Annotated in this window: 19 protein-coding genes; 1 reads left to right on the top strand and 18 read right to left on the bottom strand. The window is 65.5% G+C overall.

Annotation, left to right across the window (positions count from 1 at the left end; all coding sequences use genetic code 11):
- Nucleotides 1–93: 93 nt before the first annotated feature.
- The 16 genes from FJ956_RS08915 to tssA form a co-directional block, all read right to left on the bottom strand.
- Nucleotides 94–861 (bottom strand): DUF4150 domain-containing protein, encoded by a 768-nt coding sequence (locus tag FJ956_RS08915; protein WP_140674984.1) that lies wholly within the window; start codon nucleotides 859–861, stop codon nucleotides 94–96.
- On the bottom strand, nucleotides 858–1871 hold the full coding sequence (locus tag FJ956_RS08910; RefSeq protein WP_140674982.1) for a 3-oxoacyl-ACP synthase: 1014 nt from the start codon (nucleotides 1869–1871) through the stop codon (nucleotides 858–860). The genes FJ956_RS08915 and FJ956_RS08910 overlap by 4 nt, the downstream gene beginning before the upstream one ends.
- A complete protein-coding gene (locus tag FJ956_RS08905; protein WP_140674979.1) occupies nucleotides 1868–2974 on the bottom strand; it encodes a DUF2169 domain-containing protein in 1107 nt (368 codons plus the stop codon). The genes FJ956_RS08910 and FJ956_RS08905 overlap by 4 nt, the downstream gene beginning before the upstream one ends.
- A complete protein-coding gene (tagF, locus tag FJ956_RS08900) occupies nucleotides 2974–3516 on the bottom strand; it encodes a type VI secretion system-associated protein TagF (protein WP_181170138.1) in 543 nt (180 codons plus the stop codon). The genes FJ956_RS08905 and tagF overlap by 1 nt, the downstream gene beginning before the upstream one ends.
- Nucleotides 3498–7040: a type VI secretion system membrane subunit TssM gene (gene tssM, locus FJ956_RS08895; RefSeq protein ID WP_140674976.1), complete on the bottom strand. Its 3543-nt coding sequence runs from the start codon at nucleotides 7038–7040 to the stop codon at nucleotides 3498–3500. Before tssM ends, tagF begins: the two co-directional genes overlap by 19 nt.
- A gap of 1 nt (nucleotide 7041) precedes the next feature.
- Nucleotides 7042–8364, bottom strand: coding sequence for a type VI secretion system protein TssL, long form (tssL, locus tag FJ956_RS08890; protein ID WP_140674973.1), 1323 nt, complete (start codon nucleotides 8362–8364; stop codon nucleotides 7042–7044).
- 4 nt (nucleotides 8365–8368) lie between these two features.
- A complete protein-coding gene (gene tssK / locus FJ956_RS08885) occupies nucleotides 8369–9703 on the bottom strand; it encodes a type VI secretion system baseplate subunit TssK (protein ID WP_140643169.1) in 1335 nt (444 codons plus the stop codon).
- A gap of 43 nt (nucleotides 9704–9746) precedes the next feature.
- Entirely contained in the window at nucleotides 9747–10199 is a 453-nt protein-coding gene (tssJ, locus tag FJ956_RS08880; protein ID WP_140674970.1) for a type VI secretion system lipoprotein TssJ, read from the bottom strand.
- 4 nt (nucleotides 10200–10203) lie between these two features.
- Nucleotides 10204–11655 (bottom strand): type VI secretion system-associated FHA domain protein TagH, encoded by a 1452-nt coding sequence (tagH, locus tag FJ956_RS08875; protein WP_140674967.1) that lies wholly within the window; start codon nucleotides 11653–11655, stop codon nucleotides 10204–10206.
- Complete coding sequence (gene tssG / locus FJ956_RS08870) at nucleotides 11652–12719, bottom strand: type VI secretion system baseplate subunit TssG (RefSeq protein ID WP_140674964.1); 1068 nt, start codon at nucleotides 12717–12719, stop codon at nucleotides 11652–11654. Before tssG ends, tagH begins: the two co-directional genes overlap by 4 nt.
- On the bottom strand, nucleotides 12683–14557 hold the full coding sequence (gene tssF / locus FJ956_RS08865) for a type VI secretion system baseplate subunit TssF (protein ID WP_140674961.1): 1875 nt from the start codon (nucleotides 14555–14557) through the stop codon (nucleotides 12683–12685). The genes tssG and tssF overlap by 37 nt, the downstream gene beginning before the upstream one ends.
- Before the next feature lies 1 nt (nucleotide 14558).
- Nucleotides 14559–15311, bottom strand: a complete 753-nt coding sequence (tssE, locus tag FJ956_RS08860) for a type VI secretion system baseplate subunit TssE (protein ID WP_140674958.1) — start codon at nucleotides 15309–15311, stop codon at nucleotides 14559–14561.
- On the bottom strand, nucleotides 15298–15747 hold the full coding sequence (locus tag FJ956_RS08855) for an Hcp family type VI secretion system effector (protein ID WP_181166839.1): 450 nt from the start codon (nucleotides 15745–15747) through the stop codon (nucleotides 15298–15300). Before FJ956_RS08855 ends, tssE begins: the two co-directional genes overlap by 14 nt.
- A gap of 77 nt (nucleotides 15748–15824) precedes the next feature.
- On the bottom strand, nucleotides 15825–17330 hold the full coding sequence (gene tssC / locus FJ956_RS08850) for a type VI secretion system contractile sheath large subunit (RefSeq protein WP_140654756.1): 1506 nt from the start codon (nucleotides 17328–17330) through the stop codon (nucleotides 15825–15827).
- A 3-nt stretch (nucleotides 17331–17333) separates the two neighbouring features.
- Nucleotides 17334–17870: a type VI secretion system contractile sheath small subunit gene (gene tssB, locus FJ956_RS08845; protein WP_140674955.1), complete on the bottom strand. Its 537-nt coding sequence runs from the start codon at nucleotides 17868–17870 to the stop codon at nucleotides 17334–17336.
- Between the two features lie 6 nt (nucleotides 17871–17876).
- Nucleotides 17877–19049: a type VI secretion system protein TssA gene (gene tssA, locus FJ956_RS08840; RefSeq protein ID WP_140674952.1), complete on the bottom strand. Its 1173-nt coding sequence runs from the start codon at nucleotides 19047–19049 to the stop codon at nucleotides 17877–17879.
- Between the two features lie 333 nt (nucleotides 19050–19382).
- On the opposite strand from tssA, the gene tssH reads away from it, so the two are divergent.
- Nucleotides 19383–22229 carry a type VI secretion system ATPase TssH gene (gene tssH, locus FJ956_RS08835; RefSeq protein ID WP_140674949.1) on the top strand — a complete coding sequence of 949 codons (2847 nt, stop codon included), beginning with the start codon at nucleotides 19383–19385 and terminating at the stop codon, nucleotides 22227–22229.
- 25 nt (nucleotides 22230–22254) lie between these two features.
- Here the strand turns inward: tssH and FJ956_RS08830 are convergent, their stop codons facing one another.
- Together FJ956_RS08830 and FJ956_RS08825 are read right to left on the bottom strand one after the other, a co-directional pair.
- Complete coding sequence (locus FJ956_RS08830; RefSeq protein WP_140643150.1) at nucleotides 22255–22989, bottom strand: SDR family oxidoreductase; 735 nt, start codon at nucleotides 22987–22989, stop codon at nucleotides 22255–22257.
- Nucleotides 22990–23014: 25 nt separating this feature from the next.
- Nucleotides 23015–23785, bottom strand: a complete 771-nt coding sequence (locus tag FJ956_RS08825) for a fumarylacetoacetate hydrolase family protein (protein WP_181170137.1) — start codon at nucleotides 23783–23785, stop codon at nucleotides 23015–23017.
- Nucleotides 23786–23862: the final 77 nt, after the last annotated feature.

Raw genomic sequence — 23862 nt, 5'->3', positions numbered from 1 at the left:
CCCATGGTCGACTGCTTAAAGCCGATATACGATTGTTTATGCCGACAATAAAGTTATCTGCATAAGAATCGCTCGCGTCATTTTGTTTTTTCATTAGGTTCCCCTTGGAGTTAATCTTCGAGGAGTGGGCGGATGGGGCCTGTAAGCCACGTGGTTTGCGTGCTGATAGTCGATGGAAACGCAGTTGAGGCCGCTATATTCAAGCAACATGCGTCGTAGATTTCGCTGCTGCCCGTCATACTGGATGACGTGGCCGTCCCAGCTTCCAACCCCAGGCTTTGGATGACGATTGTTTACCGCTCGATGGTTGGTGAAGAGGTCATAATTGTCGTCCAGAAAGTCTTGGTGCCGATCTTCTAATTCTTCAATCCTTTGTCGGATTCGTATTCCGAGTTCAGCGCATGTCATCGCTTGAACAAATGAAGAATTATGGATCACACCGACGATCACCATAGTAGGTGTGTCGCCGGGATTGCTGGCATGGTTGCTTGTTGCCATATCGCCAAAGCGTGCAACGCCTTTGCTTTCGACCTTCACGTTCATAGACCAGGCTTGAGCATAGACCTTGCCGGTATTCTTCGAGGTGATCAGCCCCTTCTTCGCGGCCGCTCCGGCCTCGTCGCCCGTGCACTTGCTATAGTAGCTGCTGTTCTCCTGACTGATCTGCTTGTCGCCAATCTTTACGGTTCCGCTGCCGGACGTCAGGTCGGAATCGACCCCGAAGTCAGGATAGGGCACCGGCACCCCGGGCGGCGTCGCCGGATTTTCGGGCGGGGTGAAGCAGGTGTCGGGGAAGGCTGCGATGACCTTGCAATTCTGTGCCTCGGCCGAAATCTCCCTTCCGTTCGCAAAGACAGTCATCGCGCCTCCACGATGGCGACGCCGCAGGCGCCATTATCGCCTGATGCTTCCACCATGATTGGCCCTGCTGGAGCATAGCCGCGTTGAACAGCCTGCATCGCCCAGGCTATCATCACTGGTCCAGCGGCTGCTCCGATGTTTCCTAAGCTCGCGGCTAGCGTCCAAATCGGCTGCACCGTTGAGCGCTCCCGCTGCGTGCGCAGCATGGCTAAGGCGGATTGTTGAAACCAGTAAGTTTCGCCTACAAGATCTCCGATCTTGAGCATGACATCGGAATGGAGACGCTGCGACTCGGCAAGTGCGTTCTTGTAGGCCGACGTCATCCCTTCTCCTCGGAGCGGATAATCCATTTCATTGTAAATGTGAGCCGACTCCCGTGCGAGACCCAACCCCGTGAGGCGAAGCACACCGCCGGAAGGCGCACAGAGAATCGCAGCGGCAGCCTCCCCCGGAATGAACCCGTTCGAGTTCATGGTTGTAACCAGCCGCGTCTCCCGAAGATAATGGTTGACGCTCGTTGGCGTAAGATAGCTATCCACGCCTACAATCATCACAAATCCAATACTGCCCGAGGCTAGCAGACGACGGGCCGCGTCGAGGGCGACATGGCCAGACGGGCGGCCATGAGCGATCATGCGAGGCCGGATCGTCTTCCCAAGCTCGGAGATTTCCCCGATGAGAGCGAACAAGTTTCGTCCGTCGCCAACCGGGCGCCCGGGACGATCCTCCTCAGCCACGCAAAGAATGAGGGCGGTTTGGCCGCGTGCCTGGGGTACGATCTCAAACGCCTCGATGATGGCTGCAGCGGCCATGTGGGCGAGCCGCTCCTCGCCTATCCAGTTGCGTGGCAGCGGGACTGGCGCACCAATCAGCCATTCACCGCTGGGCACGGCAAACCTGGTCTCCTGGAATCCGTCCAACCGGGCGCGCATGGCCGCGCAGGACGAAGCCGCATCTAGGCCTACCGCTGTCACCATGCCGGCCGAAACGAAGTCGAGTGCGGCTTTCATGCGGCAGCCTCTTCGTCGTCGAATGTCGCGGGAACGTCGGTGCGTATATACCGCTTGCCCGTCAATCTCGCCCGCAGCATACCTCTGGTCGGCGGGCCAACCCAGCATTCGGTGAACTCGAGGATCGTGCGCTGAATGCGCTGCTGCAACCGCCAAACCAGCGAGAAACGTCTGTTCTGCGGATCGAATAAGACAGTGTCGGGTAGAAGGTCACCTTGAAAGGCCTCTTGCCCGCCCTTGAACAGCGCAATCGGCAGCGCTGTCTTGGGAAAACGGAAACTCTCGCGCCCGGCTGGTGTTAGGTTGACGAGTTGCACTTCCTCACTGCCCCTCGGCGCATCGATCTGCTGGTCGGGCGGCGCCATTTGGAAATAACGCTCGTCGAAATCCTGCGGCAGGAAAGGGAAGACATTATCGGCCCAGTTCTGGTCGTAGGTGCCGCCATATTCTATGCGGCCAGGCCAGCCGCGGCCTATCGGCCCGAAACTCATCGGCCGGTAGTCGCCGAACGGAGAGCGGATCTCTTCCCCAATCGCCTGCGTGCTAGGCAGCCGCAGGCCAGGGACGAGACGCTGATTCTTTGTGCGCGACCAGCCGGTGCCGACGGGATTGTATTTGTAGCTAGCCGGAAGCTTGTCTTCCGAATCCAGTCCGTCAACGCCGCCCCACGCAACGTCGTAGGAGATGGGCAGTTTCAGAAAAGGTTGCGGCGTGGTTGAGGTAAACACCGGTCCTATAGCCCGCCATTCGCGATGACCGACGACCTCGAACAGCTTTGACCAATTGCCAATCTTGATGCCTACCGGCACGCGCTCGGCCGGGCGCCCGCCCGGCGCATAGGCGAAGCCATTTGCAATCACGTCGCAGCGTGGCTTTCGGAAGGCGAAATCGGTTTCCCACAGCGTCGCCGAGTACCCCGGCACGCCGGTGTGCGTGTCCGCCATGACCAGCGGAACCTGTTTCGCCGATTTTTGCACCAGCCCGCCGGGCATCGTCGGAAAATCGAAAGTGCCCTTCACCACCACGACCAGCCACTCATGGCCGGCCTTGTCCATGCCCATGGTGAACTGATGCGGATAGCCGATCTGGTTCCAGATCTGCATCAGTTGGTCTCCCAGCTCGCGGCGAAGATCTGCTCCAGCGTCGATTGCGGCGCCTGCGGATCGACGTCGAAAATATCCGTATGCGCCGCCCACATGACGAGATCGTTGATGACATCGCCCTCGCCGTCGACAAACGGAGCGGGCAGGGCTGTCAGCACCGCCTCCAGTTCGTCGGGCGTCAGCTCGCCGCGCTGCGCGGCGAAGGCTGCGCCCTCGATGCCGTCGAACCAGGCATCGGAATAGGCCAGCTGTAGCGGCGCTTCCGAAAGCCGGGCGACGACGCTGAGCGGGAACCGCCGGCCGACCCTGTCGGCGCTTTGCAGCACGATGCCCGCCGAGGCGCCGAAGGAATGAGGGCCGCTGAGGAAGCGCAAGGCGGTGCCCGTTGGCCAGGTCTCTACCCCGAACAGCGGCACAATGTGCTGCGCTAGCCAGCGGTCCCACACGCGCACGAAATCGCCCGGCAGCCGCCGCGTCACGAAATCGCCGGCGGCGGGCATCTTGCCGTAGAAGCCAGGCAGGATCAGATCTGCGGCGGACATGTGAACTTCTTGAACATTTCGAGCGTGTAGGGGTTCTCGACGCTGGCCGCCTTGAGCTCGAAATCGGCCCACATCCCTTTGGTGCCGAGCCTCAAGCTGTAGACGTCGGTGAGCTTGGTCGCGTTGAAGCGGCCGCCGCGCAGCATTCTTAGCCACGCCCAGCTGCCGGTCTCGTTGAGCATTATCTCAGGCGAGCCGTCGACCGGCTGGAAGGCGAGCGAGATCACCCCGGTGCCGTCTTTGCCGGGCCATGTCATCGGCTGCGGCCTGGTCGCGTTGTTGTAGTAGACGAGGTTCTGGCCATCGAGGTTGAGCGTCACCCGCGCCACATTGGGCGACAGGTCCTTCGGCTCCAGCGTAAAATTCATCACCGGGCCGGTGCCGCCGGGGAAGAGATCGTCGCGGATGTGGCGCGCCTGTTCGAAGGCCGCCAATGCCGCCGGGTCCAGGCCGAAATCGGCGCGCCATTTCCACGGTTCGCTGGCGGTGTCGACATAGTTGATCAGATGGTCGTTGGTGAAGGCGTCGATCAGTCCGGTCGGCCCGAACAGGCGCTGGAAGTCGCGCACGTTGACGTCGACCGCGCTCTCCGGACTGAACGGATAGCGGTTGTTGAGCGCCGCCTGGCAGAAGGGCAAGATGTCCGCCCGCCAGATGGCGTTGAGCTCGTTGGTGACGGCCTTCTGCGACAGGCCGCTTGTGTCGCCGGCGATGCCGCCCAGCCAGTCGTTGATCGGCGAGGGCAGGATCTGCGCTTGTCTCGCAACCGCGCCTGTCAGTTCGGCAAGCCCGCCCTGCTTCTTGATGGCGTCCTGCGGATCGGGGTTGGCGGTCACGGTCTGCAGCACGTTGGACAGCGCCGTCAACGCCACGATCGCCGCGTCGAGCGCCGGCGGCTGGCCGTCGACTTGGGCGATCGTGCCCTTGAGCGGCTTGAAATGCTCGGCCACCAGGCTGCCGGTCATGTCGACCTGATCGGCCGAGCCCGCGCGGGGCAGCAATTTCGCTCCCGTCTTCACCACCTTGCCGAGCTTACCCAGCTTCGACAGCAGCTTCGACCCAGCCTTGGCGGCGCCGCCGCTCTTGTCGTCGGCCGCCGCCTCGTCGGAACGGGTCAGGTCGGTCTCCTGTACCACCGCGGTGAGCAGGCGCTTCAGCGCCGAGTCGGCGCTCGACAGATCCTTGAGGTTCTCGCTCGCGACGTTGAGATCGGTCAGCGGCGCCAGCCGCATGTCGCGCAGGAAACTATCCCACTGCGCGATATAGTCGTCGTAATAGAGCTTCAGAATGTCTTCCGACAGCGCTGAAACCGACGTCTCCGAATTCTCCGAGCAGCCGCCGGCAAACACCGCGCGGTCAAGCGCCGCCTGTCCGGCGACATCCTCGACCCGGTCGAGGATTGCGTCGTGGAAGCCGGCATAGGTGTAGGGGCCTGGAACGCCGACACGCAGCGTCTTGTCGGAACGGCGCGCGAACACCTTGGCGCCGTTCGGCCCGGCGAAATTGGCCGGCACCCATTCCTTGGCGGCCGCTACCTCAGGGTCGGCCAGGAGCTGCTTGTAGGCGCGTTCCGGCAGCGAGATCGTGCACACCGTCTTCAGCGCCTCGGCGACCAGTTCCTTGTCCGGCGCGATGTAGCTGTCGTCGACGGCCATGCGGCGGATTGCGGCAAGCTGGTGCTCTTCGGCGTCCGCGGTCGGGAAGGGTGCGGCCGGCGCGAATTGCGGCAGGCTGTTCACCCACCAGTTCTGGACGAAGTCGGTGTCCATCTGCGACAGGCCGGTCATCATCCGGTAGGTCTTCAGCGCGCCGAGCATGAAATCCGGATCGCGGATCTGCCGCCACATCGTCGCCTCCAGAAGCGCGACCATATGCGGCTCCAGCACGTTGCGCAGCGCATGGTCGTAGGTATCGGTCTGCGCGCGCACCAGCTCGGCCGAAGCGGTCGGGCCGAGCAGGTTGTGGATCGCACCCGGCGGTGTGGTGCGGGCCGTCGCCACCGCGTCCATCGCCGCCAGCGCGCCGTCCATGGTCGGCTGCTCGACCGCGGCCGGCATCGCCGCGACGTCGGTCAGGGGCTGCTGCAGCGCCTCGAACTGGCCGGCCTGCTCGGTGATCGCATTACGGTTGTCGAGATAGGACCAGGTGAACAGTCCGCCGGCGAGCAGGGCGGCGAGCGCGCAGGCGGCGGCGGCTCCGCGCCAGATCCAGGCGCGCCGGCGCTGCGCCAGCGGATCGAACGTGCCGAGGCCGGCTTCCTTGAAGATCACTTCGGTGAGCAGGTTCCTGAGGAAGAAGCTGCGTTTCTCGACGCGCGCCGCCGGCATGGCGCGACGCGGCGGCAGTCCGAAGGATGAGGAAAGGGCGGCGGTCAGCCGGTCGATCGGCGCGCCTTCCTGCGTCGCCGAGGTCAGATAGAGGCCGCGCAGCCAGGCGGCCTCCTCGTAGCGGCTTTCGCCGAACATCGCCTCGACCAGCACCTGGATCGGCTCGGAGAGGCTGGCGAGCTGTGCCGGGAAGCGGAAGATTTCGGCGCGCTGGCCGAGCTTGTCCTCGTCCTCCAGCCGCGGCACCAGCCGCCGTTCCAGCTCGGCGGCGAGCCTGGCAAGCTCGGTCTGGATCGTGCCGGCGTTGACACGGGCGTCGAGCGGAAAAGTGGTTCCCCACACCTGCTCGCGCGCCGTGGTCGACAAGCCGCCGAAGAACGCTTCGAACCCTTTGATCAGATCGGCCTTGGTCAGCATCAGATAGACGGGCAGGCGGATCTCGAGACGATCATTCAGCTCCGCCAGCCGGCGGCGTATCTTGCGGCCATGCGCCTTGATCGCCTCGTCGCCCTCCGACAGCGCGTCGATCGACAGCGCGACGATGACGCCGTTGAGCGCGCGGCGGCCCCGGTGCCTCTTGAGCAGATCGAGGAAGCCGAGCCATTCCGTCGCGTCGACGTCCGGCTGGCTTTCCTGCTGGACGTAGCGGCCCGCCGTGTCGATCAGCACCGCGTTCTCGGAAAAGAACCAGTCGCAATTGCGCGTGCCGCCGACGCCCTGCAGATCATCGGTGAGGTCGATCGGGAAACTGAGCCCGGACTGGCGCAGCGCCGTGGTCTTGCCGGTGGCCGGCGGCCCGACGATCACATACCACGGCATCTCGCGCAGGAATTTGCGGCCCCCGAGCTTGCGCCGCTTGAGCTCGGCCATCACCTCGCCGAACTTGGCGCCGACGGCCGCGACGCTCTCCTCGCCGGGTGTGAGCTGCTTTTCGGCCACCGGCGCCGCGATCTCGGCGACGAACATGCGGTTGGCGCGGATCGCACGGCGTTGCGCGACGATCAGCCAGATCAGCCACAGGATGATCAGCCCGGCGATGATGGCGATGCGTACATTGTCGGATTCGAACGGCGCGTAAGGGCCGACTTGCACGATCGGGCCGAACACCCAGATCAACAGCGAAAGCAGCGCGATGCCGATCAGCGTCCATAGGAATCGCGAGGTGATGACGGCCCAGAGGAAGCGCAGGATGAACATCTCAGAGCCTCTTCTCGACCAGGACCTCGACACGCCGGTTGAGCGCGCGGCCTTCGCGTGTCGAGTTGTCGGCCACCGGATCCGTTTCGGCGCGACCCTCGGAAGAGATGCTCTCTTGCGGCACGCCGGCCTGCACCAGAAGCTTGGCTATGGTTTCGGCGCGCGCTTCCGACAGACGCTGGTTGCTGGCAAGCGGATTGGACTTTTGCAGGCGCACATTGTCGGTATGGCCGACGACGGTGATTTTTCCGATCAGCTCCTTGTTGTCCAGGATCACCTTGGCGATCGCTGCGATCAGCGGCTCGTACCCTTCCGTCAGCGTCGGCCGCGAGGACTGGAACAGCTCGGGATTGGAGGACTGGATGATCAGCTTGGCCAGCGAGACGCTCTCGGTGCCGCTGAGCGCCCCCTTGAGGTTGTCCGGCGCTTCGGCCTTGAATTCGGGCAGCAGCGCGAAATCGACGGGCTGCGGCGGTTCGGGCGCATCTTGCTGTGGCGCGGCGCGGGTAACGTCGCCGCGCGAGGCCGGCGGCAGCGTGCGCACCAGCGCCGAGAGCTCGACCGCCTGGCTGCTCAGGCCCATCGACAGGCCGATATAGGCAGCCGCGGCGACGACGATCGCCGCAAGCGCCATCACCCAGATCGGAACGATGAAGCGCTGCGGCTCGTCGGAGGCGATCACGCCCTTCCAGTTCGGCGACAGCGGCGCGTCCTCGGCATCCGCATTGCGCAGGAAGCGCGCCGCCGCCACGCGCACGGCATTGAGCGAACGGTCGCCGGCGCGGCCGGGCACGCGGTACTTGCCGCGGAAACCGAGCGCGAGGCAATAATATTGCAGCTCCAGCATCTCGCGGTCGCGGTTTGGATGCCGCTCCAGCTCGTCGAGCCGCGTGAAGAACTGTGTGCCGGCATCGACGTCGCCGCGCAGCATCACCACAAGCGGCTGGCGCGGCCAGGCGCTGGCACCGCCCCATGGCGTGTTGAGCGCGAGATCGTCGAGCAGCGCCGCCACCGCCCATGCGGCCTGGTCGGCGCGCTCCAGCGATGAACCGGCCGCAACCGCCGCATCGCGGGCCCGCACCAGCTCGTCGAGCAGGCGCGTGCGCATGACTTCCGGGTTCTCCGGCGCCAGCGCGCTTTCGAGCTCGGGCGCGAATTCAAGCAGCGGCGCGAAGATGTTGATGAGCGTGTTGGGATGGGAGCGCGCCCGTTTGACCGGCGCGCCCGGCGCCAGCGGCGCCATCGGCCGGGGCGCGGCGCCGGTCAGCCGGATGCGGGTTCGCTCGCGATCCTCCGACAGTCCGAAAGGATCATCCCGGCTCATGGCCTCACCTGTTCACCGAATAGCAGTCGACCTGCGGCTCGCTCGGCAGCACACCGGAAACGCCGATGACGAAGCCGGGGGCGTCGAGCAGCGAGGCCCAATGCTCACTCTTCTGGTCGAGCTCCAGGCACAGCCGGTCGCCGTCATAAGGGATCTCGCGCGGCTGCGAATGAAGCGGTTTCAGCGGAATGCCGGGCAGGCGCGACTTCCAAAGACCTTCGAACTGGTCGGCCGAGCCGACCGTCGCCTGGTTGACGAAGATCTTGCGCAGCGCGTCTTCCGACAGCTCGGAGCCGACGCGGATGACGATGCGGCTGGCGACCAAAAGCTTCGGGTTGTCGATGCGCACCTTCCAGACATTGGTCGCGTGCCGCATGACCGGCAGTGCGCGCGACTTCGGCTCGATGTAGCGCAGGCTGAGGATGAGCGAACGCAAGGCGTCGGCCAGCGCCATATAGGCGGGGCCAGGCGCCATGTGGTCGTAGGCCGGCAATTCGCCGAGCCGCCTGGAGCTCGAGCCGTAGGTCGCCATCTCGCCGGCGAGGCCGGCAAGCTCGAGATAGAGCTCGGCCGGATGAAAGACGTCCTGGGCCAGCATATGGGCAAGGCGTGGCCGCGCGGCGTTGGCGAGATGCAGCATCAAAAGGTCCTCGACGCTGCGCCCGGCCCCGCCCATCACCATCTTGCCATGCGCCTCGGCGATCTGGTCGAGGCCGGTGACGACCTCCTGCAGCAATTGCCGGTACCAGTGGACGGCGCCGGTGATCAGCGTCGGCGGCAGGAAGGACTGGTCGAGCGAGACGCCGCCATCGGCGCGCACGCCCGTGATGTCGGCGACCGGCAGCGCGGTGTAGCCGCCGACCGATTTGCCGGGCGCCAGCAGCACCGCTTGCGGCCGGGCGATTTCGATTTCCTCGGGATCGGCGCCGCCCTGCACGGCATCGCGCACCGGGACGATCTTGCCGTGGTAGCGCGCGCCCGTCGACGCGGCATGCGCCGGATCGAATCCGACGCCGCCGGGCGGCTCGAGCGGCAACGCCACCAGCACCGGCCCGGCGCCGGTGTCGGCCGTGACCGGCAGCGGCTTCGGCGCGTCCATCAGCTCCGGGATGGAGAAGGGCGTGCCGTCCGGGAAGATGCCCCGGGCGGACACGATCGAGACCTGGCCGGCATCGAGCAGCGACTGGTCGAGCGTCAACTGCTGGAATCCGAAAGTATGGAGCTGTCCGGCCTGCAAGGCGCCGCGCACCATGCCTTCGAAGAACCGGTCCTGCTGCTGGAAATGCTGGGTCCTTAAGAAAAGGCCCTCCGACCACAGCACCCTGTTTGCGTCGCTCATGCCATTGCTCTCTGCACTGCCCTGCCGCCTGGTTGCCGCGCTGCTAAGCGGAAATGCCGCCCTTGCCGAGGCTGACGTTGATGGCGAATTTCGACCCCGGCGAAACCGACTTGGTCGTGCGCCAGTTGCGTCCGCCGGGTTCGCGGATCAGCGCCACGAAACCGAGCGCCGTCGCGTTCGGTTCGACCGTGATGGTCTTGGCCGCCGTCTTGCCCGGAGCGACCGAGATCGCGTCCGATCCGATGAGGTCGGCGCCCAGCGCCGAGCCGGCATCGCCCTGCAGCGCGAAATAGTCGGCCGAGTTGAACTTGCCGGTGCTGGCAAGCCGCATCACCAGCACCGTCACTGGCCGGTCGCCGCCGCCCGGTCCGGGATTCATGCCGGCGCCGCCGGTCACGTTGACCGAGATGACCGATGGTTTCGGCGGGCCGCTCTGGCAAGCCGCAAGCAGCCCCGTGGCGCCGATGGCAATGATGAATTCGCGTCTGTCGATCATGTCCCTACTCCTCTTCATATGCATCCCTGAAGTCTGCGCCGATCTCGCCCAGGAAGCTCGATTCCGCGCTCTGGGCGATGTCGCGATGGCGTTTCTGGTAAAGCTCCCACAGCTTGGCATTGCGCCCGCCGGCGAGCAGATTGCCGATCGCGGAATTGGACTTGAGCTCTTCCTCGATCGCGGCCGGATCGAAACGGTCGATCATGCGCCGCAGCGCCGCCTGCACGCCGCGCCAGGCGCGCACGTGATGCTGCGCGAGATCCTTGACCGCGTCGCCGATCGCCGCCTCGCCGGAGAGAAAGCCGGGGCTGCGTTCCGCGATAATGGTGACGATGACATCCTCGACCGTCGGCAGGAATTTGAGCGGGTTGACCTCGGAGGCGCCGACCATGGTCTGGGCGACGCGCGCGCTTCCCTTCTCCTCGGCGCGCTTGCGCAGGAGCTGCATCAGGCCATCGAGCATCAGCCGGTATTCCCGCCCGAACTTTTCCATTTCGGCGGTCGCGTCGCGCCCGGGAAAATCGGCCTCCTCTACGCCCATGCCGCGCAGGAACGCGGCGCGCAGCGCCATGTCGCTGGGCGGTTGCGCCGGACGCGATGGCTTGGGCACGGGAACAGGGCGAAGCGGCGGGGCAGGGGGTTCGGCCGCCTGCGCCAGTATCTCCCATGGGCGGGCGGCCTTCGGCTTCTCGGCGGGCCGCCCGTCGCGACCGGTTGCGTCGGCGCTGCTGCCGGAAGCGGGCGTCGCGGCTGGTCCGAAGCTGAAATCGTCAAAGCCGGACGGTTTCGGCGCGGGCTCGGGCATATCGTTGCGCGATGGCATCTCGCCGAAGCCGAATGGGTCCGGCCGGCCGGCGTCAGGCTCTTCGCTCGAGGCCGGCGTCGCCACCGGATCGAGGCTGAACGGGTCGTCGAAGGCGGGCGAGCTGCGCTGGTTCGCGGCGCGATCGTAGGCTCCGGGCACAGGCTGCTCGAACGGATCGGGCAGCCCGGCCGGGCGCGGCCGCTGCGGCTCCTCCTCGGCCTTGGCCGAGAAGAAATCGTCGCCGCCGATGCTGGGTGGCGTCCGCGATTGCGGCGGCGACCATGCCGGCGCGGCGTTGGCGACCGGCGCTTGACCGATCGACGTTTGGCCAGCGCTGGGCTGGACCTCGACATGCAGCACATAGTCGCCCAGGCGCAGCCGCATGCCGCTTTGCAGCCGCGTCGACCTGCCGGTGCCGAGCGGGCTGTCGGAATCGTCGATGAACAATCCGCTGCTCGACGTGTCGGTGACGTAATAGCCGTCGCGGCCGCCGCTGATCTTGCAATGGGCGCGTGAGACGAACATGTCCGGATCGTCGATCTGCCAGCCAGCATCGGCGCTGCGGCCGATCACCAGCTCGCCTTCGTCCAGCCGGGTCTGCCTGACCGCCTGCGAGCGCGGGCCTTGTTCCAGGGTCAGCAGCAGGCTCATGCGGCTGCCTCCGCCATTTCCGGCCGCCAGCCGACGATGGTGCGCAACCTGAGATCGTCGGCGTCCCCCTTTTCGGCGGGGCGTGAAAGCCACGAGGTTCGGCCGAGCTGGATGGTTCCCATCTTCGGTGAAGGCACGGCGTCGCGCGCCAGCACGATGCGCAGATCGACATCGAGCGCTTCGCCGATCATGTCGCGCACCGCCTTCTTGAACAGGCCAAGGCGCCGTTCTCCGGGCAGGAAAGACTTGAAGTCGTCGAGGCTCAGCGGTCCGACGCGCAATTCGATCCGGCTCTGCCGGCTGAAGACGCGCGGCCCGATCGTCGCGCCGCCGCCGAGCGTCGCATAGGCCTTGCCGATACGGCTCTGCAGCGCCGCTGGGATGGTGATCCAGGCGGCGACGAATTCCTTGATCTGCACCGGCACCTTGAAGGCGGTGGCGAGAAACAGCGTCAGCCGCTCCGCACCGTCGACCTGGTTTGCCAGCGATCCGGCCTGGCGCCGCCGCACCGTGTCGAGCTCGGGATCCTGCGTGCCGGGAAGGCCTATGCCGGCCATGGCTTCCAGCATGGCGCGGACGCGCCCGCCGACCGAACGTTCGACCTGAACCGCCGGATGCGCATCCGCCCAGGCGCGGTAATAGAGCGCGATCATGCGATGCTGCAGGATGTTGACGAAGTCGACGAAGGTCGTGTCGCTGGTCTGCTCGGCGTCGGCGCCGGTGAACCAGCGCTGCGACAGCCGGTCAAGCACCCAGCGCGTCAGATGCAGCGGCATCGGCCCTTCCGGCCCGAGCAGGCCAAGATTGGCGACGGTCACCCGCGCCGGAGCCTTGTCCGTGGCGTTCTGGAATTTGACCACGTCCCTGGCCGAGAAGCTCAGGCGCACATGCTGGCCGATCCTTGCCGGCTCACGGTCCGCGGTTCCCGAATGCCCGAACAGTCCGCGCCGCTGCTCCAGGCGGCGCAGCAGCTCGAAGAAGTCGAAGCTCTCCGACAGCGCCTCGCCTTCGTTTGGGGCCGGCCGCGCTAGATCAGGTAGCGATTGCCGGGCGTCATCGGCCATGGCACATCCTCCTGCTTCTGCAGCAGCCGCGTACGCGTCCGCACGAAACCATTTATCCCGGCATGGCGAGCGAACAACCGCGCAAGCAGGGCCGAAAGCAGCAGCGTGCTCTGGCCTGCCAGCACCGACTGGTCGACATGCAGCGTCACCTCGGTGCCGCGGCCGAAACACATCGGCCCGTCGATCTTGAGCCGCTCGATCACCGGCCGCGAGTCGATGCGGGTGATCGAATGCACGTTGCGGGCAAGGCTCGGATCGCCGCGATCGGCGTAGAGGTCGAGCAAGGCATGCAGCGGATCGACGCCGCGACCTTCCTTGGCGAGGCTGAGGAAATTGAGCGAGAGCTGCGCGACCAGCCGCCAGGCGAGATTGTCGGCGCGGGATTCGCCTTCGGCGCCGGTCGGCAGCGCTGCCGGGATCGCCGGCTGCGGCGGCCGCAGCGCGCCGAGCAACCGCACCGCTTCCACAGGGTCGGCGGTCTCCAGCGTCAGCGCCGGCGTATCGTCCAGGATCGGCAGGTCGCGGTTGGTGCAGAGCGCCATCACGTCGAGCCGCTTGAGCGGCCGGTTGGGCTGGCTGCCGGCCGGCCGCGAGACGGCGAGGAAGAGGTCGTCGCCCGTGTAGGAGGTGCGGGTCAGGCCGTCGCGCCGCTCGTCCTCCGTGGCCCGGCGCGGGCGCCGCTCCGTCGAATAGACCCAGCCGCTGCCGCGGTTCTGCCCCAGGCTGAACAATTCCGGGATTGTCGCCTCGCTGCCTTCAGCGTCGGCGTCTTCCACCCGGGTGACCCGGAAGATCTCGAAATCCCGGGCCCGGGTGCGGTCGGCATGCAGCACCTGGCGCGTCCGGCGCGGGTCGATCTCGATGACGTTGCACTCGCGTTCGAACAGATTGATGATCGGCGTTGCGAACAGCTCGAAATCGGCCACCGCCACATCGGCGAGTTCCGGCACCGGACGCCGGAACAGGAAGATGATCTCTATTGCCCCATCGCACTTGCGCACCACAGGCTGCAGGCCGGCGACGCGCACATAGTGGAAGCGCTCGGGGATCAGGAAATATTCGCGCAGCAGCCGGTATCCCTCGAAGGTCGGGCGGGTGCGCGGCATCAGCGCTTCATCGTCGTGGATGCCGATCATTTCGGGCTCGGGCAGCGCCGTGAGCGGATTGGTCTTGCCTTCCGCCCGCGCGCCGACGGCCGAGCAGGCGCCGAAGATCGCGTCGAAGATGAGCGGCGCCTTGGCGCGTCCGGCGAAATAGAGATCGAGCCGGTCGAGCGACAATTCGCCGAGCTTGCCCTTTCCGGTCCGGGTAAGCGCGATGCGGAATGCCGCTTCGCCGCGCACGCCGCCGACCGGCGCGATGCCGGCGGCGGCCAGCGCGCTGCGGTCCTGGAAATAGCTCACCGAATTGATCGCGATCGGCCACAGCGTGACCTCTTGCGCGGTGGTGAAGGTCGAGCGCGTCGAAAGCCCCGGATGCAGGCCGGAAACCAGCCGCGTGCCGCGCGCCACGGCATGGCCGGCGATCATCGACTGCACCTGCTGTCCGGGTTTCAGCACGGCCATCGCCGTCGCCGGCGCCGGCGTCACCAGGTCCGGATAGAGCACGTCGAGCACGGCGCGCGAAAAGCGCGAGCGCTCCGCGTCGACTTTCAGCCGCGTGCGCGCGGCAAGAAAGGCGACGCCGTCGAGCAGTCGTTCGACATAGGGATCGGGGCAGGGAACGGTGTCGAGGGAAAGGTTGCGGGCGACCGCCGGATGCATGTCGGCGAATTCCGCGGCCAGCGCGCGGATATGGGTCAGTTCCTCTTCGTAATACTCCACGAAGACCCGATCCATCTCAGGTCTCCCGGAATTCGGTTCGCGCCAGGCCGTTGTCGAGATTGATCGTGGTGCGCAGCCGCATGCGTTCCGGCGTCGGCGTCATGATCAGTACGGCGTCGATCTCGATCTTGAGGCCGACGGTCTTGTCGCCAAGCGTGACGTTGACGGTCGTGGCGCTTTCCTTGAGGCGTGGCTCGAAAGTGGCGAGCACCGCGCGGATCTCGCGCGCCAGGATATCGCGGTCGAAATCCCGCGACGAGCGGCCCGAAAAGGACGGCACGCCATAATTGACGACGCTGCGGCGCACTTCCGGAAAGTCGGCGAGCGGCGGCAGCTCATCCAGGGGCTGTTCGTGCTCGGCGTCGGAAAGCATCGGTACGGACTCGAAACGCTCGGTGTTGAACAGGGCCTCGATGTCGCGCCGCACGGCTTCGCGCAGCACGCGTGCCGACACCACCACGCCGCGGCCTTCGATCTCGGTGCGATGCTCGGTCTGGAAGACCAGCCTGTGCAGCCGTCGTTTCTGCTCGGATGTCAGTTCGGCATCGGCATCGACGGCGCGCGCGCTGCCGGCAAGAAGAGCCTCGACGCGGTCGGCGCCGAGTTCTTCTTCCAGCAGACGGCGCAGCCCGTCGATCTCCGACGTCAGCCCGGGCAAGTCGTTGACGAGGCGGTCCCAGAGGGAGGGCTGCACCGCCTCGCGCTTTGCCCGCGAACTGCCGGCAAGCTGCGCTTTCGCGCCAGGCCGCTTGGCCTCACTTGCCGACATAGACGTCCATTTCGATCTCGTCGTCCTTGTCGTAGACGAACTTGATCTTCTTGTAGGCGAAGCTGACTTCTTCCTCGATCAGGTCCGCCTCGTCATGGGCCTGCCGCATGTCGTATTCCATGACGGAGGCGTCGGTGAGCGTCACGACCAGATAGTCGCTGGTCTCGCCGTCAATGGTGCGGCGGGCCGAAAACACCACCTCGTCCAGCGCCTTGTTCTCGAACAGCGCCTTCTTCAGGTATGGCGACGACTTGTCGTAGTGCTTGAAGAATTTGATCATTCCCATCGACACGCGGCCGCGCCGCGACAGCGAATTGGGATCGTAAGGCGCGATCATCTTGTAATCGACGCCATGGATCTCGATCTCGTCTTCGTGGCCGTCGCGCTTGCTCGGGCCCTTTATGTCCGGGACTTTCAGGAAGCCGTCGATCTTCATCGAAGGCGCATCGGCTCTATCAGGCATTGTCTTTCTCCACCGCTTTCAAACGAAACAACATGACTTCGCTTACGATTTCAGCCCTTCACTGACGGCAGTTCCGACACCAGCCGGAGCGAGGCATTGATGCCTTCCAGCTGGTAGTGCGGACGCAGATAGAAACGGGCGTTGTAGTAACCGGGCCGGCCTTCGACGCTGTCGACCTGGACCTCGGCCGCGGCAAGCGGGCGCTTGGCGCGCGCCTTGTCGTCGGCAAAGGCAGGGTTGGCCAGCACGTACCGGTTGATCCATTCGGTCAACCAGGTCTCCATGTCGGTGCGTTCCTTGAACGAGCCGATCTTGTCGCGCGCGATCGCCTTGAGGTAGTGCGCGAAGCGCGAGACCGGGAAGAGGTAGGGCAGGTTGGCGCTCAGCCGTTCGTTCGACTGGGCGTCGGGGTCGACCAGACGCCCGGCGCGCGTCTCGTCGTCCTGCAGCGAATGCGCGCCGATGAAGGCCGCGAGATCGGTGTTCTTGCGGTGCAGGATCGGCATCAGGCCGAGCTTCGCCAGTTCCGCCTCGCGCCGGTCGTCGATGGCGACCTCGGTCGGGCATTTCATTGCGATCGACCCGTCGTCGGTCGGGAAGGCGTGCACCGGCAGGTTGAGCACTGTGCCGCCGTTCTCGACGCCGCGGATCTGCGTTCCCCAGCCATAGAGCTTGTGGCTGCGGTTGATGTTCACGCCCATCGGGAAGGCGGCATTCATCCAGACATATTTGTTGTGGTCGCCGCCCACCTCTTCCTCGAAGGTGAAGCCCTTCACCGGAACCGTCTCGGAGCCGTAGGGCAGGCGCGCCAGCACCCGCGGCATGGTGAGGCCGATATAGCGGGCATCCTCGCTTTCGCGCAGCGATTGCCATGAGGCATAGGCCGGGTTGTTGACGATCATCTGCAGGTCCTGCGGGTTCGGCAGTTCCTGCCAGCTGTCCATGCGGAACAGCCGCGGCGAGGCGGCGGCGATGAACGGCGTATGCGCCGAGGCGCAGACGCCGGAAATGTTGCGCAGCAGGCCGACGTCGCGCGGATGGTTCGAGAACTCGTAGGCGCCAATGATGCAGCCGATCGGCTCGCCGCCCAGCATCGAATACTCGTCCGTATAGACCTTCTTGAAGATCGGGCTCTGGTCCCACATCTGGCCTTCATAGTCTTCGAGCGTGTCGGCCAGCTGCTCCTTGGAGATGTTCATCACCCGGATCTTCAGCTTGGTATCCGTCTCGGTGTTGTTGATCAGGTACCAGAGGCCGCGCCACGTGCCTTCCATCTCGCGCACTTCCGGCGCGTGCAGGATCTCGTTGACCTGCGTCGTCAGCATCTTGTCGATACCGGCGATCAGCGACTTGATCGACTTGATCGCATTGGACGAGATGGTTGTGGTCTCGGAGCGCGATTGCGCGGCAAGCGCCAGGTTGCGCACCAGTTGCTGCAGCTTCTCGCTGTCGTCCTTCTTGACCTTGAAATCCTTTTCAAGGAGGCCGCTGAATTCGCCAAGATCTATGGCTTCCGCCTCGGCGGTGGCGGCTGCGGTCTTTTGCTGTTCGGCCATGACTTACTCCTCGCCCTTGCCGTCATCCATCGCCTGGCTGGCGATCTTGCTCAGCAGCGGCTCGTTGTTCAAAAGCTGTGCGATGCGCTTTTCCGCGTCGACGCGGCCGTCCATGAACCCCAGCAGCTCCTCGAGCTGACGGCGCATCTTCAGGATCTCGGCCAGTTGCGGGACCTGCTCGGCGACCTTGTCCGGCGCGAAATCGCCCATCTTGGAGAAGGTGAGATCGACCATGAGCTCTTCGTCCCGCTCCTGGCCCTCGGCCTGCGGCAGGGTGTTCTTCACCCGCGCCTTCACGCGCGGCCCCATCGCTTCCATGAATTTCGGGAAGCGGTTGGCGTCGGTTTCGACGAAGTTGCGGTCGAGAACCGACTTCGAGGCTTCCTTGGTCTGCGACGCGCCGGCCAGGTCGGCCATCACGGCCATGACGAACGGCAGTTCGATCGTCGTCGGGCTGCCGTAGGTTTCGACGTCGTAGGCGATCTGCACACGCGGCGCGCGGTTTCTTTCGATGACCTTCGCTTTGCTCTCTGCTGGCATGCTTTTCTACCTTTCATCCTTCTGGGCCGGCTTCTTGGGATCGGGAACGCCGGCAAGCAGCCGGAACTCCTTCAGCCCCGACGGGGCGAGATCTTCCATCAGTTCCACGAAGTCCATGTGCACCATCCGGCGCACGCGCCGTGCGAGATGCGGGATGGGGCTGGACGGTTCGGTGCGGTCGTAGAAGGCGACCACGAGGTCGAGGCATTTGACGACCTCGTCGCGCGAGTTGATCCGGTCCGGCAGACCGGCGCTCGCGTCCACAGGGCTTGCCACACTTGCCATCGTCTCAGCTCCATGACCGTTGCGGGCGGGCATTGCTGGTTCCGCCGTTGCCTGCGGAGCGGGCTTCGCGGCGCCGTTCGCCGTGGCGCCGCCACCGGCATTCCGCTCCAGCGTCGTCAGCAAACGCTGCAGGAACTTCTTCAATTCCGGGACGGTGGCGCCATGGCCTTCGATGCGGGCATTGAGCGCGGTGTCCACCGCCTCAAGCGCGGCGATCGCGGCGCGCGCGTCGGCGAGCAGCGATGTCATCACATCCGCTGCTTGATCGATTTGCGCCGCGCATCCGGTGCGCACGCGGTTCAACAGCTGGTTGTGGGCGCTCGTCAGCGCCGCCTTCTCGGCGGCCCCCAGGCCAGAGGCTGCTTCCTGGAGCATGACGCGTTCATCGAGCGCGGCCTGTTCCAGGTCCCGGCCGCTGATCGGCCCGATCGCGCGCGGGGAGAAGAAGGCCACCTGCCTGAGGTTCGCCAGCAAGCCTTCTTGGCCGTTCTGCAGATCGAGCAGCGCGTTGATGCGGCGCAAGGCGGCATCGCGCGGCGCGCCCGTCCGCAGCGATGGGTGCATGGTGTCCCAGTACTGCTCGAAGGTTCGCGCAATCAACATCAGCCCCTGGGCGAGGCCGGCCAGCCCTTCCTCGTTGGCCCAGGCCCGCGCGACGATGACCAGCAGGCGCAGGTCCCGGCCGCGGGCGCGCAACTCTTCGGCCCTTTCGAGCACCGCCGCCCAGTCGACCGGACTGGATTGCGAGGCGGGCTTGCTGTTGCCGTCATGGACAACCTTGAGCTGAGGCTCGGCCAGGCGCTCCAGCTCATGAAAGGCCGGGTCGTTGCGCAAATCCTCTCCCGACGGATTCTCACCGTTCAGAGGATTCAGCCAGAGTGCGAGATCAATCACACCAACCCCCAGCCAGCGGCCCTGAGACCCCTATGTGACGTGACGTTATCACCGGCCTCATGCGACGACAATTGAGCATCTGCGCAAAAACTAACGGAAGCTAAACGCGACCGTTTTCTTCGGCCAAACCCATTGCGCGATTGCCGGGCCTGGTATGTGAAATGGCTCGCATAGCCTGGACAGCAATCGTGTTTGTTGGCCACGAGTTTGCAAGGCTTGTGTAACCGGGCGGTGCCGCCCGGATAGATTCAAAAAACCTTATCCGCCACGCGGCTTTGTCAAGCAGCCGCTTATATGGCAGGGTATGGTCGGCAGGTTGCGGGAGCAGGTTCGATGGAACAGCGCCGGTCATCGCAGAGCTTCAAGCGTAAGGAGCTGGTTGCCAAGCTCAACGCCACGGGGGTGCGCGCCTTCAAGGCCGCGGCCGACACGGCCAAGCTGCGCGGCAATCCTTATGTCGAGCTTGTCCATTTCATCCAGCAGCTGGTGCTGTCCGAGCGCTCGGATGTGCAGATGATCGTCGCCGACGCCGGTATCGATGCCAGCCGGCTGACGGCCGACATGACCCGAGCCATCGACAAGCTGCCCTACGGCGCCACTTCGGTGGAGGAATTCTCCGACCACATCTTCCACGCCATCCAGGAAGGCTGGAACCTGGCGACGCTGGAGTTCGGCGTCGAAGAGGTGCGCAGCTCGCATATCCTGCTTGCCTGCCTGAAGACGTCGGTGCTGGAAGGCCTGGTGTCCAAGATCAGCGCCGAATTCGACAAAATCGACGCCGATGGTGTCGTTTCCCGCTTCGCCGACGTCACCGAAGGCTCTCTCGAAGCCGGCTCACCGCCCGCCGCGGCCGCTACCGAGACGCTGATGAAGCGCGGTCCGGGCGGGGATTCGGCGCTGGCCAAATACGCCACCGACCTCACCCAGCGCGCCCGCGACGGCAAGATCGACCCTGTCGTCGGCCGCGATCCGGAGATCAGGCAGATCGTCGATATCCTGATGCGACGCCGGCAAAACAACCCGATCCTGACCGGCGAGGCGGGGGTCGGCAAGACAGCGGCGGTCGAGGGTTTTGCGCTGCGCATCGCCCAGGGTGACGTGCCGCCGACATTGCAGAATGTCAGCGTGCGCATGCTCGATGTCGGGCTGATGCAGGCCGGTGCCAGCGTCAAGGGCGAGTTCGAGAAGCGGCTCAAGGCGGTCATCGACGAGGTCCAGGCCTCCGAGGTGCCGATCATCCTGTTCATCGACGAGGCGCATACGCTGATCGGCGCCGGCGGCGCGGCCGGAACCGGCGACGCCGCCAATCTCTTGAAACCGGCATTGGCGCGCGGCGAGCTTCGCACCATCGCGGCCACGACCTGGGCCGAATACAAGCAGCACATCGAGAAGGACCCGGCGCTCACCCGCCGTTTCCAGGTGGTCAAGATCGACGAGCCCTCGGAAGCAGTGGCCGTGCTGATGCTGCGCGGCGTCGCCGGCGTGCTGGAGCAGCACCACAAGGTGCAGATCCTGGACGAGGCGATCGAGGCGGCCGTCTCGCTTTCGCATCGCTACATCCCGGCAAGGCAATTGCCGGACAAGGCAGTCAGCCTGCTCGACACCGCCTGCGCTCGCGTCGCGGTCTCGCAGCATGCCACGCCAGCCGAGGTCGAGGACATCCTGCGCCGCCGTCAGGCGCTCGAGGTCGAGGGCGGCATCATAGGCCGCGAGGCCGCGATCGGCATCGACGTCGCCGACCGGCAGGCCCGCGTCGACGCTGGACTGGCGGAAACCGAGACCACTTTGGCCGCTGCCCAGGCGCGCTGGGACCGGGAAAAGGCCTTGGTGGCCGAGATACTCGACCTGCGCGCAAAATTGCGTGGTGAAGGCGTGCCGCTCGGTGCGGCGCCGGGCGAAGAGGCCGCTGTGGAGGCGGAGAGCACCGAGGGCGCGGCAAAGGCGCCTGAGCAAAATGCGCCCGTGAGCAAGATCGGCGAAAGCAAGACTGGCGACGGCAAGGCTGCCGAGACCAAGAAGACCAAGGCCTCTGAAGCCAAGGCGGCCAAGACTGCAAAGGCCGAAACGGCTTCCGCCGAGCCGGCTAACGAAGCCGCCACCGATCTCGCGCGGCTGCGCGAACTGATGGCCGAGCTCGCCGCCGCGCAAGGCGAGACGCCGCTCATCCTGCCCTCGGTCGACCGCAACGCGGTCGCCGCCGTCGTGCAGGATTGGACCGGTATCCCGACCGGACGCATGCTCTCCAGCCAGACCGAGAAGGCGCTGAAGCTCGCCGCGACCCTGTCCGAGCGCGTGGTCGGCCAGGACCATGCGATGGAGATGATCGCCAGGCGCGTGCAGACCAGCCGCGCCGGGCTCGGCGCGCCGGAAAAACCGGTCGGCGTGTTCCTGCTTTGCGGCCCCTCCGGCGTCGGCAAGACCGAAACCGCGCTGGCGCTTGCCGAGACGCTTTACGGCGGCGAGCAGAACCTGATCTCGATCAACATGTCGGAGTTCCAGGAAGCGCACACCGTCTCGACGCTCAAGGGCGCGCCGCCCGGCTATGTCGGCTACGGCAAGGGCGGCATCCTGACCGAGGCGGTGCGCAGGAAACCCTATTCGGTGATCCTGCTCGACGAGGTCGAGAAGGCGCATCCCGATGTGCACGAGATATTCTTCCAGGTCTTTGACAAGGGCATGATGGACGACAGCGAGGGCCGCCGGATCGACTTCAAGAACACGCTGATCCTGCTGACCTCGAATGTGGGTTCCGACGTCATCATGGACCGCACCAGGAACGGCACGGTGCGGACCGGCATCGACGACCTCGACACCGCGCTGCGCGCCCCGCTGCTGAAGGTCTTCCCGGCGGCCTTTCTCGGCCGGGTGGTCACCATTCCCTACTATCCGCTGTCGGATGCGATGATCGAGGCGATCGCCAGGCACCAGTTCGGCAAGATCGCCAAGCGCCTCAAGGCAACCAACGATGCCGAGCTGGTGATCGGCGACGGCGTGATGGACCTGGTCAAGGCGCGCTGCACCGAGATCGAGTCCGGCGGCCGCATGATCGACGCCATCCTCACCAACACGCTGCTGCCGGAACTCAGCCGCGGCGTGCTCAACCGCTCCCTCGAGGGCAAGAAGATGGCGAAAGTCATCGTCGGCGCGTCGGCGGAAGGATTTACCTACTCGTTCGAATAGGCATTCATGGCGAGGGAAGCCGCCCTCAGATGGACCAGAGCGCGCCGCCGTCGCAGGCGACGGCCTGGCCGGTGATGTAGGAGGCACGGTCGGAGGCGAGGAAGGCGGCCAGCGCCGCGAACTCTTCGGGACGGCCGATGCGCTTGGCAGGTATGGCTTGGCTCACCTTTTCCAGGTCGAGCTTCGCATCCGCCAGTCTCTCGGTCAGGGTATAGCCCGGCATCAGCGCGTTGAAGGTGATGCCGTTGGCTCCCTCTTCCTTGCTCAGCGTGTTGATCAGTCCGTGGATGCCGGCGCGCAGCGAGTTGGAGAGCGCGAAGCGGTTGATCGGCTCCTTCGCGGCGATGGAGGTCACGAACAGCACGCGGCCCCATTTCTTCTCGCGCATCGAAGGCAGCACCGCCCGCACGATCTCCACCGCGCTCATGAACAGGTTGTCGAAGGCGGCGCGCCATTGCTCGATGGTGATCTCGTCGAAGGGCGCGGTGGGCGGGCCGCCGGTGTTGACCACCACGATGTCCGGCGCGCCCAGCGTCGCCTTGGCCCGCTCGACCAGTTCCGTCGCCGCCCCCGGCTTCGCGAGGTCGCAGACGAGCGCCGTCGCGCCGATCTCCCGGGCGGTCTGCTCCAGCGCCGCCGCGGTGCGGGCGCAGATCGCCACGCGCGCGCCTTCGTCCAGCAATTCCTTGGCCACGGCGCGGCCTAATCCTTTCGAAGCGCCCAGCACGAGCGCGTTCCTGCCCTTCAATCCAAGATCCATCCGTCCTCTCCGATGATGCGGCGGCTCAGGCGCCGCTGACCTCGACGCTGCCAAGGCCGGCAATGTCGAACCGATAGGAAAAAGCCTTGTCGGGGAAGCGCGTGCGCACGATGCTGCCCGTCGTGACGATGTCGCCCGCCTTCATGCCCCTGCCGGAAGCGCTGAGATGGTCGGCCAGCCAGGCCAGCGGCTCATAGGGGTGACCGAGCGCATCGGCGCCGACCCCTCTGCCGATCTCGGCGCCGTCCTGGTAGACGATCGCCCCGACTTTCTCCAGCGCTGCGGGCGGGGCGACGAAATTGCCCAGCACCACGCCCGCGTTCCACGAATTGTCGGCGACCAGCGAGCGCACGTCCAGCACCGAATAATCGGCATGGCGATCGTCCACCACCTCGACCGCCGGGCAAACGCCGTCGACCGCCGCGGCGACCTCGTCGCGCGTATAGGGTGCGGCGCGCGGCGCGAGATCGCGGCCGAGCCGGGCGCAGATCTCGAATTCCAGGCCGAGATGGCCGTAGCCTGTCAGCGAGAGTTTGGCTCCGCTACGCATCACCCGCCGCCCGAAGACCGCGCCGGCGACGGGATGGTCGATCCCGCACATGCTCTGCATGCTGGGCGAGGTCAGGCCGATCTTGTAGCCGGCTATGCGGTCGTCGCCGATGATCGCCCCGACATAGGCATCCTGCACTTTGTAGGCGGAGACAAGGTCCGACAATCCCTCGATCGTCGCGAACTGCGTGTTGTCTCGATGGCCGCGCACCAGCGCTTGCGCGGCACCAACAATATCGAATGCCATATCAGATCCCTCCATTCCCGTCCGACAATCCGCTCGCCGATTGCCGGATCAATTCGTCATGAGCCGCCTAGTAAGGG

It is taken from the genome of Mesorhizobium sp. B2-4-3 (genome assembly GCF_006442815.1).
Lineage (GTDB): Bacteria > Pseudomonadota > Alphaproteobacteria > Rhizobiales > Rhizobiaceae > Mesorhizobium.
The sequence above is the reverse complement of the archived record's forward strand: the minus strand, read 5'-3'. Positions and strand labels throughout refer to the sequence as shown.